Source organism: Yinghuangia soli, from assembly GCF_021502675.1.
GTDB lineage: Bacteria > Actinomycetota > Actinomycetes > Streptomycetales > Streptomycetaceae > Yinghuangia > Yinghuangia soli.
Genome location: NZ_JAKFHA010000011.1, coordinates 15,854 through 29,791 on the forward strand (window position 1 = coordinate 15,854; position 13,938 = coordinate 29,791).

Consider the following 13,938-nt stretch of genomic DNA (forward strand, 5'->3'; position numbering starts at 1 on the left):
GCAGGTCGAGGCGGTCGGCGAGGGGCCGGGAGGCCGTTGTCGCCGACCGCCGCGGGTCATTCGCCTTCGTGCATTCCGGTGGGGTCCACCGAGGCGACGGTGGGCCCGGACTGCGCATGCCGGCGGGCCGGTTCGCGGCCTGGCGGCTGGTGCAGGCGCTCCAGCGGGACCGGCCGCGGAATGGGCCGGCTGACCGGCTTGTCCGCGGTGACGACCAGTTCTTCTTCGTCGTGCACGAGTTTGATCGCTTCGCCCTCGCGCAGCGTGTACGTCGCCTCGGCGCGGGTGATCGCGACATGCAGCACCAGGTTGCCGCGCAGCCGCATCGCGAAGGCCACCCGGGACAGGCCGGACGGCAGGCGCGGCCGGAAGACCAAGTGCTCGTCGTGGTCCCGCAGCCCGCCGAAACCCGCGACCAGGGAGATGCAGGCGCCCGCGAGCGAGGCCATGTGCAGGCCGTCGCGGGTGTTGCCGCCCAGGTCGTGCAGGTCCATCAGGGCGGCTTCGGCGAGGTAGTCGTACGCCAGGTCCAGATGCCCCACCTCGGCCGCGATGACCGCCTGCGTGCACGCGGACAGCGACGAGTCGCGGACCGTGAGCCGCTCGTAGTAGGCGAAGTTGCGCGACTTCTGCTCGGCGGTGAAGGCGTCCCCGCGGACCTGCATGGCCAGCACCAGGTCGGCCTGCTTGACCACTTGCTTGCGGTACAGGTCGTAGTAGGGGAAGTGCAGCAGCAGCGGGTACTTCTCCGCCGGGGTGTTCTCGAAGTCCCACATCTCGTGGTTGGTGAAGCCGTCGGCCTGCGGGTGCACGCCCAGCTTCTCGTCGTACGGGATGTACATGGCCGCGGCGGCGTCGCGCCACTGCGCCATCTCCTCGGTGTTCACGCCCAGCGCCGCCGCCTCGTGCAGGTGCCGGGTGGCGGCGTCGGCGGCCGCGCGCAGGTTCGCCTGGGCCATGAGGTTGGTGTAGACGTTGTTGTCCGCGATCGAGCTGTACTCGTCGGGGCCGGTGACCCCGTCGATGCGGAACCTGCCTTCGGCGTCGTGGTGGCCGAGCGAGCGCCACATGCGCGCGGTCTCGACCAGGATCTCCATGCCGAAGTCGCGTTCGAAGCCCGCATCGCCGGTGGCCCGCACATAGCGCTCGACGGCCCGGGCGATGTCCGCGCCGATGTGGAACGCGGCGGTGCCGGCCGGCCAGTAGCCCGAGCATTCCTCGCCGCGGATGGTCCGCCACGGGAACACCGCCCCGGCCAGACCGAGTTGCGCGGCGCGCTCGCGGGCCATCGGCAGCGTGGTGTAGCGCCAGCGCAGGGCCTGGGCGACCGCGTCCGGCAGGCAGTACGTCAGCACGGGCAGCACGAACGTCTCGGTGTCCCAGAAGCAGTGCCCGTCGTACCCGGGGCCGGTCAGGCCCTTGGCGGGAATGGCCCGCTCCTCGGTCCGCGCGCCGGCCTGGAGCACGTGGAACAGCGCGAAGCGGACCGCCTGCTGCAGCTCGACGTCGCCGTCCACCTCGATGTCGGAGCGCGCCCAGAACTCCTGGAGGTACTGGCGCTGCTCCTCCACCAGCCCGTCCCAGCCGGTGAACCGGGCGGCGGTCAGCGCGGCGGCGACCTGGTCGCGCACCGCGGGCAGCGAGCGGGCCGCGGACCAGCCGTACGCGATGAACTTGACCAGCCGCAGCTTCTGGCCCTTCTTCAGGACCGTGGTGACGCTGTAGCGGGCGTGGTCGGGCTCGGTCTCGGTCTCGCCCTGGAACGGGCTGTCGCACTCGACGATGTGGTCCATGGTCGCGGCCACCCGCAGGTTGCTGAACCGCGTCTGGTGCACGAGCACGGCCTTGGCGCCGTTGTGCGCGTGGTGCTCGGCGACCAGCGGGGCCTCCAGCACCGCCGAGGCGCGCGGGTCGCCGTTCGCGGACGGCAGCTGCTCGTTGGCCACCAGCTCGGACTGCAGGACGATACGGGCCGGGCCGTCCACCGGCTCGACCTCGTACGAGACCGCCGCGACCGCGCGCTGGGTCAGCGAGACCAGCCGCGTGGACGTCACGCGCACGGTGCGGCCGGCCGGCGAGGTCCACAGCGCGCTGCGCTTGAGCAGGCCGTCGCGGAAGTCGAGGCGGCGCTGGTGCTCGTGCAGGTCGCCGTAGCGCAGGTCGAACGGCTCGTCGTCGACAAGCAGCCGGATGATCTTGCCGTTGGTCACGTTGATGACGCTCTGCCCGGACTCCGGCTGGCCGTACGCGGCCTCCGCGTAGGGCAGCGGGCGCAGCTCGAACACGCCGTTGAGGTACGTGCCGGGCAGGCCGTGCGGCTCGCCCTCGTCGAGGTTGGCCCGCATGCCCACATGCCCGTTGGACAGCGCGAAGACCGACTCGGCGCGGGCCAGCACGTCCAGGTCGAGGGACTGCTCGCACAGGCCCCAGGGCTCGATGGTGAAGGCGTCGTGCGCGGTCACGCGGTACCTCCTTCCGTGCGCTCGCCGTCCGCGGCGTGCGTTCCGTTCATGAGGTCGGCGAGGTCGGTGACCACGAGGTCGGCGCCGTGCTCGCGCAGCGCGTCCGCTTGGCCCACCCGGTCGACGCCGATGACGGTGCCGAAGCCGCCCGCGTGCCCGGAGGCGACCCCGGCCAGGGCGTCCTCGAAGACCGCGGCGTGCTCCGGCGGGAAGCCGAGCTTGCGGGCAGCGGCCAGGAAGGTGTCCGGGGCGGGCTTGCCAGGCAGGTGCTCCTCGGCGGCCACCAGGCCGTCCACGATGACCTCGAAGAGGCCGTCGTACCCGGCCGCGTGCAGCACGTCGCGGCAGTTGGCGCTGGACGAGACCACCGCGCGCGGCACGCCCCGGGCGCTCAGCTCGCGGACGTACGCCAGCGATCCCGGGTAGGCCTCGACGCCCTGCTCGCGGATCATCCGCAGCACGGTGTCGTTCTTGAGATTGCTGAGGCCCTGCACGGTCCGGGTGCCCGGCGGGTCGTCCGGCTCGCCCTCGGGCAGCGTGATGCCGCGCGAGGCGAGGAACCCGCGGGTGCCGTCCAGGCGGGGTCTGCCGTCCACGTAGCGGTCGTAGTCCGGGCCGGCGTCGAACGGCACGAACGGCGTACCGCCGCGCTCCGCCTCGGCGCGCAGGAAGCCGTCGAACATCGCCTTCCAGGCCGCCGCGTGGACCTTGGCGGTCTGGGTCAGCACGCCGTCGAGGTCGAACAGGAAGGCGCGGATCGCATCCGGGAGTCCCAACATGGCCGCACTGATACCCGGGCTGCGGGGGATCATCCGCATTCGCGATCATCTCGGCGCCTGCCGGATACCCGCTACGTTGGACCCCTGCCTCGGGGAAGGGGATGGTCGGCAATGGCGGACGTGGAGGTCACGCTGTCGCTTCCGGGCGAACTCGTGGCCGCGGTCGGCGAGGCGGCGGGCGGTGATCTGAGTGCGTATGTGGTCAAGGCCCTGCGCTCGGCGCTGCTCATGGACGCCATGCGGGAAGTGGCCGACGCCGGCCATCCGCCGCCCCCGCCGGACGACGTGCTGCATGCGGCCGAGACGGACCTGCGATGAGGCGCGGACAGGTGTGGCGCATCCCGACCGTGGGCCGCGAGCGGACCGTGCTCGTGGTCGGCGCGGACGAGGTGACCGCGCTGTACGGGCAGGCGCTGTGCGTGGTGGTGCACGAACCGGGCGCGTTCCCGGAGTCGCTGGTGACGGTGCCGCTGACGGAGCCTGTGCAGGGCGTCGTCGGCGTACCGGACGTGGCGGGCTTCCGGCAGGCGAGGTTCGACCACGGCAAGCTGCTGGGGCGCGTGGACACGGACACGATGGAGCGGGTGGAGATCGCCCTGCGGGCCATCTTGGAGCTGTGACCGCCGCCCTGGCGATGTGATTGTCGGACCGGATGTCAGGTCCCCCTGTACAGGGATCATGACGTCGGTGCGTGCGGTGCTGCCGGGCGTTGTCCACAGGCTGTGCGTCCCGGTGCCGCTCAGTGCTTCCCCGCCACCACCGTCAGCAGGTGCCGGACCGTCTCGCTCATCGCGTCGCGGGCTTTCACGAGTCCCGGGCGCGGGTCGACCTGGCCGGGGTGCGCCGCGTAGTGCTCGCGCAGGGCGCCGCTGAAGGCGATGTTGAGCGCGGTCCCGATGTTGATCTTCGTCATGCCGTGCCCGGTCGCGGCCCGCAGTTCCTCGTCCGGCACCCCCGACGAGCCGTGCAGCACGAGCGGCACCGGCACGGCGTCCCGCAACTGCGCGATCAGCTCGTGGTCGAGGGCGGCCGTCCGTGTCGTCATCGCGTGGCTGCTGCCCACCGCGACCGCGAGCGCGTCCACGCCGGTCGCTGCCGCGTAGACCGCAGCCTCGTCCGGACGGGTGCGCGCGCCGGGCGCATGCGCGTCGAGCGCCGGTTCGCCTGCCTTCCCGCCGACCTGGCCGAGCTCCGCCTCCAGCCACAGCCCGCGGGCGTGCGCCCATTCGGCCGCTGCCCGGGTGGCCGCGATGTTCTCGGCGTACGGCAGCCTCGACGCGTCGAACATCACCGAACTCACCGCGGTCCCCTCGACCGCACGCAGCAGTTCCGTCGAGACCACGTGGTCCAGATGCAGCCCCACGGGCACCGCCGCGGCCTCGGCCACCGCCGCGCACGCCGCGGCGAGCGGCCCCAGGCGGCCGCCGTGGAACCGCACCGCGTTCTCGCTCACCGCCAGGATCACCGGCAGCCCCGCGGCCTCCGCACCGGCGGCTATCGCCTCGGCGTGCTCCAGAGTGATGACGTTGAAGGCGCCCGCGCCGCGGGACGCGTCCCGGGCCGACGCGACGATGTCACCCGTGCCGATGAGGGGCATGGCGGTCCTTTGCGGTCGACGGGGTCGGCGGGGTCGGTGCGATGGGCGAGGCAGGTACGGGCGCAGCGTCCGGCGTCCCCGAGCCCTTGCGGGCGTCGGCCGCGAGGGCCGGCAGCGGCACGCTCCGCGCCGGAGCCCCTTCGCCGCCCGCGGCGCAAGGCGGTTCGACGCCGCCCACGATGACGTGGGCGCGGGCCGTCACATAGGTGGTGCGGTCGACACTGCCCGCCTCCGGGGCGGCCACCGCGGACGCCGACCACGCGACCGCCTCGGCCAGCCGGTCCGGCCAGGCCCGGCCGGAATCCGGCCCGGCGAGCAGCGCCGCGACGCCCGCATCGCCCGCACCGGTCGGGTTCCCGCGGATCGCGTACGGCAGCCGGGCCCGCCACCAGCCGGCCCGGGTCGCGGCCAGCAGCCCCTGCGCCCCCAGCGAGGCGACCACCGCGTCGCCGCCCGCGGCCTGCAGCCGGGCCGCGAGCGCGGCCACGGCCTGCGCGGGGTCGGCTTCGCCGGTGGCCTCGCGCAGTTCGTCGGCGTTCGGCTTGACCAGGTCGGGACCCGCCGCGAGACCTTCGCGGAACGCTGCCCCCGACGCGTCCAGCAGCACCGGCCGGCCCGCCTCGCGCGCCCGCCGGACCAACTCGGCGTACGCGGTGACCGGAAAACCCGGCGGCAGGCTGCCGCACAGCGCGACCGCGCGGGCCCCGGGCAGCAGCGCGTCGTACGCGTCGAGCAGGTGCGCCCAGTCGGCGCCGGTCAGTTCGGGCCCCGCCTCGTTGAAGACCGTGGTCTCGCCGGATGCCTTGTCCACGACGGTGACCGTGCGCCGCGTCTCGCCGCACACCGCGAACGTCGCGTCCCGCAGCCCGGCGGCGGCCAGGTCCTCGCGGACCGTGTCGCCGGTACGGCCGCCCAGCGGGCCGAGGACCGCGGCGGGCTGCCCCAGCGCGGCGAGCACGCGGGCGACGTTCACGCCCTTGCCGCCCGCCCGCGCCGCCACCCGGCCGACCCGGTTGCTGCCGTCCCAGACGACTTCGGCCAGGTGGTAGGTGACGTCGAGGGCGGGGTTGGGAGTGACCGCGAGGATCATGGCGACGCCAGGGGCGAACCGGGGACGGCCCCGGATATGCCGGTCGCAGCGCTGCCGTTCACCGGATCACCGCGTCCCCGGTGCCGTGCCGGACGCCGTGCCCGGCGCCGCGCCCGGTGTCGTTCGTGGCGCGGAGCCCACCCACTGCCCGCGCCACAGCACGTGCGCGACCCGCAGATCGGCGTCCAGCACCACCAGGTCGGCCTGCTTGCCCGGTTCGATCGAGCCGACCCGGTCCGCGACGCCGAGCGCCCGCGCCGGGGTCGAGGTCAGCGCCCGTACCGCGTCGGTGACCGGCAGGTGGTTCTCGCGCACCGCGGTGCGCAGCGCCCGGTCCAGGGTCAGCGTGCTGCCCGCGATCGAATCGCCGTCGACCAACCGGGCGATGCCGCCCTCCACGCGCGCGGTCATCGGGCCGAGCGGATAGGTGCCGTCCGGCATCCCGGCTGCGCTCATCGCATCCGTGATGAACGCGACGCGCGCCGAACCGGCTGCCTGGAAGGCCAGGTTCACGATGCCGGGGTGCAGGTGCACGCCGTCGTTGATGAGCTCCACCACGACGTCGCTGTCCTGCAGGAGCGCGGTCACCGGGCCGGGTTCGCGGTGGTGCACGCTGCGCATCGCGTTGAACAGGTGGGTGGCCACGCTCGCGCCCGCGGCCAGCGCCGCCTGCGTCTCGCGGTGCGTGCCGTCGGTGTGGCCGACCGCGGCGAGCACGCCCGCATCGACCAGCTGCCGCACCATCTCGACGCCGCCCGGGAGTTCGGGCGCCAGCGTGAGCATCCGCACGGTCCCGCGCCCGGCCTTGAGGAGCGCGGCCAGCTCGTCGCGGTCCGGGTCGCGCAGCATGTCGGGGTCGTGTGCGCCGCACCGGGCACGGCTCAGGTACGGGCCTTCCAGGTGCAGTCCGGCCAACTCGCCGTCCTGCACCAGCCCGGACAGCGCCGAGACGGCGCGCAGCAGTTCATCGTGCGGCGCGGTGACCAGCGAGGCCATCGTGGTGGTGGTGCCGTGCGTGCGGTGGAACGCCGCGGCGCGCAGCGCCTGCTCCGGGTCCCCGGACATGTACGAGGCGCCGCCGCCGCCGTGCACGTGCATGTCGACGAACCCGGGCACCAGCCACTGCCCGCCCAGGTCCAGCACGGTCTCCCCGGCCGCCGCATCCGCGGAGCCTGCCGATCCCGCCGAGCCTGCTGATCCTGCCGAGCCCGTCGCGGTCCCGGCCACGCCGACGGACGTGATGAGGCCGTCCGCGAAGGCGACTTCGCCGTCCCCGAGCACCGCGTGCGGCAGTACCACGCGGGCACCGGTGAGCCGGGTACGCCGGCCCGGGCCGGTCACCGGGCGGCTTCCAGCGCATCCCAGGCCAGCAGCGCGGCACCGTGGCAGCCCGCGTCGTCGCCGAGCGCGGCGGACTCGATGCGGGGCACGAACTGCACCGTGGCGCGCTCCGCGAGCTGCTCGCGCAGCGGGCCGATCAGCGTCTCGCCGGCCCGCGACAGGCCGCCGCCGATGACGATCAGCTGGGTGTCGAACAACGCGAGGGCGATGAGCAGGCCGTCGGCGAGCACCTCGATCGCGTCGTGCCACACGGCCGCGGCGACCGGATCGCCGGCTCCGACCCGGGCCACGACCTCGGCGGCCGTGGCGTGCGCACCCGGCACCGCCTCGGCGTACCGGCGGGCCACCGCGGGCCCGGACATCTCGGCCTCCAGGCAGCCGCGCGCCCCGCAGCCGCAAGGTGCGCCGCCGGGGCGGACCACGATGTGCCCGATCTCGCCGGCCCGGCCCTGCGCCCCGGCGTACGGCTTGCCGTCCATCACAAACGCGCCCGCGACACCGGTGCCCAGCGGCAGGAAAAGGAAGTTCGCACAGTCCTTGGCCGCGCCCATGCGGCCCTCGGCCAGGCCTCCGGCGCGCACGTCGTGGTCGAACGCGACGGGCAGCCCGATGCGTTCCGACACCAGGCGGCGCAGCGGCAGGTCGCGCCAGCGCAGGTTGGCCGACCACACCGCGACTCCGCCCTCGGCGTCCACGATGCCCGGCACCACGACCCCGGCCGCGCGCGGCGTGAGGCCCAGCTCGACGGCGGTGCGCCGCAGGTCGTCGGCGAAACCGACGATGCGCTCGGTGACCGCTTCCGGGCCGCCTTCGCGGCCGGTGGCCCGGCGCTCGGTGTGCAGGAACGTCCCGCCCGGGGCGACCAGTCCGCCCTTGATGATGGTGCCGCCCACGTCGAGCGCGATGACGCAGCCGCCCGCGCTGTCGTCCGCGCCGCCGGGCCCGGGCCGCGGTGCCGCCGCGCCGCCGCCGTCGTGGTGCTCGCCTTGCCGGTTCACGTTGTCACTCCTGGGTCAGGACGACCGAGCGCGTCAGATGGCGCGGCTGGTCGGGGTCGAGGCCTCGGGCGTACGCGAGCGCCGCGGCGAGCCGCTGCGCGCGGACGAGTTCCGCCATCGGGTCGGCGGGGCTCGCCACCAGGAGGCCGCCGGTCCGGGCCAGGTCGCCGGCGAGGCCTTCGGGGACGGCGCCGAAGACCCAGGTGACCCGGCCGGGGGCGGCGATGCTGATGGGCCCGTGCCGATACTCCATCGCCGGGTAGCTCTCCGTCCACGCGTTCGCGGCCTCGCGCATCTTGAGCGCGGCCTCGGCCGCCAGGCCGACCGTCCATCCGGTGCCGAGGAAGGTGAACTGCTCGGCGGCGAGCAGGGCTTCGGGCAGCGGTGCGGCGACCGCGGCGGCGGCGTCGCGGATCGCGCCGGTCAGGTCCTCGCCCAGATGCGCGCGCAGCAGCGCGAGCGCGGTGGTCGCGAAGCGGGTCTGCACGACGGAGACCTCGTCGGCGTGGTCGAGCATCACCGCGGTGTCCGCGGCATCGACGACCGGAGTGCCGGGGGAACCGGTCAGCACCGTGGTCGGGACGCTGCCGCGCAGCCGGGCGAGCAGGTCGATGACCTCGGTGGTGGTGCCGGAGCGGGTGAGGGCGACCACGCGGTCGTACGCGCGCGCGGACGGGAACTCGGAGGCCGCGAAGGCGTCGGTCCAGCCCTGGCCGGCCTGCTCGCGCAGCACGGCGTAGGCCTGCGCGACGAACCACGACGTGCCGCAGCCGACCACCGCGACGCGTTCGCCCGGTGCCGGCAGCCCGGCCACCGGGCGGTCCTTGTCGCCCGCGTCGGCGGCGGCACGGGCCCACAGCTCCGGCTGGGAGGCGATCTCGGCGAGCGTGTGCCCCGCGCCCACCGGGGGGCGGTCCGGGCCGTGCATCGGCGTCATGGCGGTGCCTTCCATAGCGGCCGGATGGGGCTGACTTGCTCGAATGTGCTCATTGAATAGCAGTTGAAAGCATAAAATTGCAAGAACGCCATACAGTGGTCTGCACGCAGCGTGCCGGACCGCGGGCCCGCTGTGAAGATCCGACCGGCGGCCCGGCAGGATGAGGGCCCGACGACTGGGAGGTCCACGTGGGCGAGTGCGGTGCCGAGCGGAGCGAGGGACCCGCATGAGCAGGTATGAGCGCTGGGGTGCGCTCCTGGAGCTGCTCGCCCGGGAGGGCCGCCTGGAGGTCGAGGAGGCCGCCGAGGCGCTCGACGTGTCGGCCGCCACGATCCGGCGCGACCTGGACCAGCTCGCGCAGCAGCAGATGCTGACCCGCACGCGCGGCGGCGCAGTGGCCCACTCGGTGTCGTACGACCTGCCGCTGCGCTACAAGACCGCGCGCCGGGCCTCCGAGAAGCAGCGCATCGCGGTGGCCGCGGCCGCGCTCGTGCAGCCCGGCCAGACCGTGGGCCTCAACGGCGGCACCACCATGACCGAGGTGGCCCGTGCGCTGGTGACGCGCGCGGATCTGCACGCCGACGGCGACGCCACCTCGCTGACCGTGGTCACCAATGCGCTCAACATCGCGGGCGAGTTGGCGGTGCGCCGGCACGTCAAGATCGTGGTGACCGGCGGTGTGGCCCGCCCGCAGTCGTACGAGCTGATCGGCCCGCTGGCCACCGGCATCCTGCGCGAAGTGGCCCTGGACGTGGCGATGCTGGGCGTGGACGCGGTCGATGTCGAGCACGGCGCCAGCGCGCATCACGAGGGCGAGGCCAGCATCAACCAGCTGATGGCCGCCGGTGCCGACCGGGTCATCGTGGCCGCCGACTCGTCCAAGCTGGGCCGCCGCGCGTTCGCCCGCATCTGCCCGGTGGACGCGATCGACACCCTCGTCACCGACGCCGCCGCGCCCGATGCGGTGGTCGCCCGTTTCACCGAGGCAGGCGTGCGGGTCGTCCGCGTCTGACACGTGCCACCGGGCACCCCTCCGGGCGGTTTGCCGACCCCCGTGCCACCCCATGTGCCAATTGGTGTAGACCTTTTGGGCGCTGGGGTGTTGACTGCTTCCCTGGAGCGGCCCCAAGATGCTCGTCACTGCTTGAAAGTTTGCACAGCTCGCGTTTTGCGCGCAGAAATGCGCATGGCACAGCACGAGGCTCCGCATGGGCCGGAGTCGGAAGCGAACACCTCGGGCGAAAAGGTGGTTTCGGCGTGAAACGGCACCTGACGGCAGCAGTGGCGATCGGCCTCGCGACAGCGATGACCCTGACCGCGTGCGGCGGCGACGACGACAGCGGCGGGGACAACAAGTCCATCAAGCTCGTCGTCGCGGACTACGGCAGCGGCGACGGCAGCACCAAGAAGTACTGGGACGGCGTGATCGCGAACTTCAACGCCGTCAATCCCGGCATCAAGGTCGACCTCCAGGTCATCAACTGGGACGACATCGACTCCCAGGTCGCGACCATGGTCCAGAACGACCAGCTCCCGGACATCCTGCAGACCGGCGGCTATGCCGACAAGGTCGCCGACGACCTGCTCTACCCGGTCGAGGAGGTCATGTCGGACGCCACGCGCGCCGACTTCATCGAGTCGTTCCTGCCCGCCGCGACCGTCAAGGGCAAGCAGTACGGCATCCCGTTCACCTCCAGCACCCGCCAACTCATCTACAACAAGGACCTGTTCGCCAAGGCCGGACTGACCGCGCCGCCCAAGACCTGGGACGAGCTCAAGTCGCACGCCGAGAAGCTCAAGGCGGCCGGCGTCGCGACCCCCTTCGGCCTGCCGCTCGGCAAGGAGGAGGCGCAGGGCGAGTTCATGAACTGGATGCTCGGCAACGGCGGCGGCTACAAGACCGGTGACAAGTACACGGTCAACAGCGCGGCCAACATCGAGGCGCTCACCTGGGTGAACGACAACCTGGTCAAGACCAACCTGACCGAGCCGAACCCGGGCACCAAGAACCGCAAGGACGTCTACACCGAGTTCTACGGCGGCAGCGTCGGCATGGTGAACAGCAACCCGACGATGCTCACCCAGATCAAGGCGAAGTACCCGAACCTCAACTTCGGGACCGCCCCGATCCCCGGCAAGACCGGGCCGCTGGCCGAGACCCTCGGCGTCTGCGACTGGATGATGGCGTTCAAGAAGAACGGCAACAAGGACGCCATCAAGGCGTTCCTGGACGTCGCCTTCAACACCGAGAACTCCCTGAAGTTCCAGCAGGAGAACTCGTTCGCGCCGGTCACCAAGTCGGTCATGGCCAAGATGGTCGCCGACCCGGCGAACGCCCAGCTCAAGCCGTACATCGACCTGCTCCCCAAGGCGAAGTTCTACCCGCTGAACGACACCGCGTGGGACGTGCTCTCGCCCAAGATCAAGGAGCAGCTGGGCCTGGCGGTCTCCGGCAAGACGCCCAAGGAAGTCCTCGACCAGCTCCAGAAGGAAGCCGAGACGGCGGTCCAGCAGCAGAAGTGACGCGGTGGGCGGGACGGCCGGACGCCGTCCCGCCCGGCTTCCCGGGAGGACCCGAACGTGCGCAAAACCTCCGGCCGGCGCCGCTCGCTCGGACCGCTGCCGTGGATAGGCCCCGCCGTCCTGCTGATCGCACTCATCGTGCTGTGGCCGGTCGTCGAGATGGTGCGCAGTTCGTTCCTGCGCATTCGGCGCAGCGGCGTGGTCCGCGGCTACAACGGCACCGACAACTACGAACGGCTCTTCGACGAACCCGATTTCGGCCAAGTCCTGTGGAACACCGCGGTGTGGGTGGTCAGCGTCGTCGGCATCACCATCGTGCTGTCGCTGGCCCTCGCCCAGCTGTTCAACCAGCACTTCCCCGGCCGCCGGGTGACCCGCTGGGCGCTCATCATCCCGTGGGCCGCCTCGGTCTTCATGACCGCGATCGTCTTCCGCTGGATGCTGCACCACGGCTACGGCGCCATCAACACCCTGCTCGTCGACCTGCACATCCTCGACGAGGGCAGGGACTGGCTCGGCGAGCCGTCCACCGCGTTCCCCTGGATGATCGCGGTCGGCGTCTTCGTATCGCTCCCGTTCACCACCTACACGCTGCTCGCCGGGCTGCAGACCATCCCGGGCGAGGTGTACGAGGCGGCCCGCATGGACGGCGCCTCCCCGTGGCGCACCTACCTGAGCATCACGCTGCCGCTGCTGCGCCCCGCGGTCCTGGTCGCGGTGGTCATCAACCTCATCAACGTCTTCAACTCGTTCCCGATCATCTGGGCCATGACCGGCGGCGGGCCGGGCTACGAGACCGACACCACCACGACCTACATGTACAAGCTCAAGGTCGCCGACATCGGCGAGAGCGCCGCACTGTCCGTGGTGAATTTCGGCCTGGTCATCGTGCTGGTCGTCGTCTACCTCCGGGTGAGCCGCTGGAACAGGGAGGCGGACTGACATGACGCTCAAGAAGGTGCTGATCACCTGCACCGCATGGCTGGTCGCCCTGATCTTCGTGCTGCCGTACGCGCAGATGTTCCTCGGCGCGCTGCGGCCCAGCGACGAACTCACCGACGCCGGCTACCTGCCGTCCCGCTTCGAGTGGTCCAACTTCATCAACGTGTGGAAGGACTCCGCGCTCGGCGACAACCTCCAGGTCTCGCTGATGGTCGCCGGACTGTCCACGCTCCTGGTCGTGGTGGTCGCGCTGCCCGCTGCGTACTACACCGCCCGGCGCCGCTACCGCGGCCGCGGCGCGTTCCTGCTGCTGGTGCTGGCCACCCAGATGTTCCAGCCCACCGCGCTCCTGGTCGGCCTGTACCGGGAGTTCCACACCTTCGGCATGCTCAACGAGATCTGGGCGCTGGTCCTGGTCAACGCGGCGTTCAACCTGGCGTTCGCGGTGTGGATCCTGACCGCCTACTTCAGCTCGATCCCGGTCGAGCTGGAGGAGGCCGCGATGATCGACGGGGCGTCGCGGCTCGGCGCCCTGCGCCGCGTGACACTGCCCCTCGCGATGCCCGGCATCGTGACCGCGGTGATCTTCGCGTTCATCACCGCCTGGAACGAGTTCGTGGTCGCGCTCGCCCTCATCACCACCCCCGAGAAGCAGCCGCTGACGGTCGGCATCGACAGCTTCCTCGGCGAGTACGAAGTGCAGTGGCAGTACCTGTTCGCCGGCTCGCTGGTGGCCATCGTGCCGGTGGTGATCCTGTTCGCCTTCATCGAGAAGCACGTGGTGTCCGGCCTCACCGCCGGCTCGGTGAAGTAGCCCGCGCCCCGGCCGCCCCGGGGCCCGCAGACGAGGAAGGCCGGCCCGGGTGCCCCCGCACCCGGCCCGGCCTTCCTTGCGTTCTCGTTGCGTTCTCGCTCGGCCCGGCTGCTCAGAGCTGGATGACGTACGCCTTGCGCAGCGTCTCGTGCACGGTCCAGACGGTCTTCGCGCCCTCTTCGAGCACGCACGCGTCGCCCGGGCCGACCTCGATGGTCGCGCCGCCCTCGATCTCGATCGTCGCGCGGCCGCTGACCACCACGAACATCTCGTTCGCCTCGGTGTCGGTCACCACGCCCGGGGTGATCTGCCACAGCCCGCGGAGGATCTTGCCGTCCTCGGACTCCCACAGCAGCTTGCCGGTGACCTCGGGCGAACCGGAGACGATCTGGGACGGGTCGAGCGGGTCCGCTTCGAGCTCGGCGTCGGGAATGTGCACGGCGAAAGACGACATG

Annotated in this window: 13 protein-coding genes and 1 pseudogene; 6 read left to right on the forward strand and 8 right to left on the reverse strand. The window is 72.2% G+C overall.

The window, feature by feature from the left end; translation table 11 throughout:
- Positions 1-56: 56 nt before the first annotated feature.
- A complete protein-coding gene (locus LZ495_RS19500; protein WP_235053668.1) occupies positions 57-2,462 on the reverse strand; it encodes a glycoside hydrolase family 65 protein in 2,406 nt (801 codons plus the stop codon).
- On the reverse strand, positions 2,459-3,241 hold the full coding sequence (locus LZ495_RS19505; protein ID WP_235053669.1) for an HAD family hydrolase: 783 nt from the start codon (positions 3,239-3,241) through the stop codon (positions 2,459-2,461). Before LZ495_RS19505 ends, LZ495_RS19500 begins: the two co-directional genes overlap by 4 nt.
- 111 nt (positions 3,242-3,352) lie before the next feature.
- Between LZ495_RS19505 and LZ495_RS19510 the strand changes: the two genes are divergently transcribed.
- A complete protein-coding gene (locus tag LZ495_RS19510) occupies positions 3,353-3,559 on the forward strand; it encodes a hypothetical protein (protein ID WP_235053670.1) in 207 nt (68 codons plus the stop codon).
- On the forward strand, positions 3,556-3,861 hold the full coding sequence (locus tag LZ495_RS19515) for a putative type II toxin-antitoxin system PemK/MazF family toxin (RefSeq protein ID WP_235053671.1): 306 nt from the start codon (positions 3,556-3,558) through the stop codon (positions 3,859-3,861). The genes LZ495_RS19510 and LZ495_RS19515 overlap by 4 nt, the downstream gene beginning before the upstream one ends.
- Before the next feature lie 119 nt (positions 3,862-3,980).
- Here LZ495_RS19515 and LZ495_RS19520 read toward each other — a convergent pair whose 3' ends face one another.
- The 5 genes and pseudogenes from LZ495_RS19520 to LZ495_RS19540 form a co-directional block, all read right to left on the reverse strand.
- Positions 3,981-4,838, reverse strand: a complete 858-nt coding sequence (locus LZ495_RS19520; protein WP_235053672.1) for a class II fructose-bisphosphate aldolase — start codon at positions 4,836-4,838, stop codon at positions 3,981-3,983.
- 175 nt (positions 4,839-5,013) lie between these two features.
- Positions 5,014-5,928: pseudogene (locus tag LZ495_RS19525) on the reverse strand (1-phosphofructokinase family hexose kinase); the annotation flags it as partial.
- Between the two features lie 66 nt (positions 5,929-5,994).
- The gene (nagA, locus tag LZ495_RS19530; RefSeq protein WP_235053674.1) at positions 5,995-7,269 is read right to left on the reverse strand and encodes an N-acetylglucosamine-6-phosphate deacetylase; all 1,275 of its coding nucleotides are present in this window, start codon (positions 7,267-7,269) and stop codon (positions 5,995-5,997) included.
- A complete protein-coding gene (locus tag LZ495_RS19535; protein ID WP_235053912.1) occupies positions 7,266-8,162 on the reverse strand; it encodes an ROK family protein in 897 nt (298 codons plus the stop codon). The genes nagA and LZ495_RS19535 overlap by 4 nt, the downstream gene beginning before the upstream one ends.
- Positions 8,163-8,271: 109 nt before the next feature.
- A complete protein-coding gene (locus tag LZ495_RS19540) occupies positions 8,272-9,204 on the reverse strand; it encodes an SIS domain-containing protein (RefSeq protein WP_235053676.1) in 933 nt (310 codons plus the stop codon).
- Positions 9,205-9,430: 226 nt separating this feature from the next.
- Between LZ495_RS19540 and LZ495_RS19545 the strand changes: the two genes are divergently transcribed.
- The 4 genes from LZ495_RS19545 to LZ495_RS19560 all read left to right on the forward strand — a co-directional run bounded on the left by LZ495_RS19545 (position 9,431) and on the right by LZ495_RS19560 (position 13,483).
- Positions 9,431-10,216: a DeoR/GlpR family DNA-binding transcription regulator gene (locus tag LZ495_RS19545; protein ID WP_235053678.1), complete on the forward strand. Its 786-nt coding sequence runs from the start codon at positions 9,431-9,433 to the stop codon at positions 10,214-10,216.
- Positions 10,217-10,461: 245 nt separating this feature from the next.
- Positions 10,462-11,727 carry an extracellular solute-binding protein gene (locus LZ495_RS19550; RefSeq protein ID WP_235053680.1) on the forward strand — a complete coding sequence of 422 codons (1,266 nt, stop codon included), beginning with the start codon at positions 10,462-10,464 and terminating at the stop codon, positions 11,725-11,727.
- 57 nt (positions 11,728-11,784) lie between these two features.
- Positions 11,785-12,669 carry a carbohydrate ABC transporter permease gene (locus LZ495_RS19555; protein ID WP_235053682.1) on the forward strand — a complete coding sequence of 295 codons (885 nt, stop codon included), beginning with the start codon at positions 11,785-11,787 and terminating at the stop codon, positions 12,667-12,669.
- A gap of 1 nt (position 12,670) precedes the next feature.
- Positions 12,671-13,483 (forward strand): carbohydrate ABC transporter permease, encoded by an 813-nt coding sequence (locus tag LZ495_RS19560; protein ID WP_235053683.1) that lies wholly within the window; start codon positions 12,671-12,673, stop codon positions 13,481-13,483.
- Positions 13,484-13,595: 112 nt separating this feature from the next.
- Here the strand turns inward: LZ495_RS19560 and LZ495_RS19565 are convergent, their stop codons facing one another.
- Positions 13,596-13,937 carry a cupin domain-containing protein gene (locus LZ495_RS19565; protein ID WP_235053685.1) on the reverse strand — a complete coding sequence of 114 codons (342 nt, stop codon included), beginning with the start codon at positions 13,935-13,937 and terminating at the stop codon, positions 13,596-13,598.
- Position 13,938 lies beyond the last annotated feature (1 nt).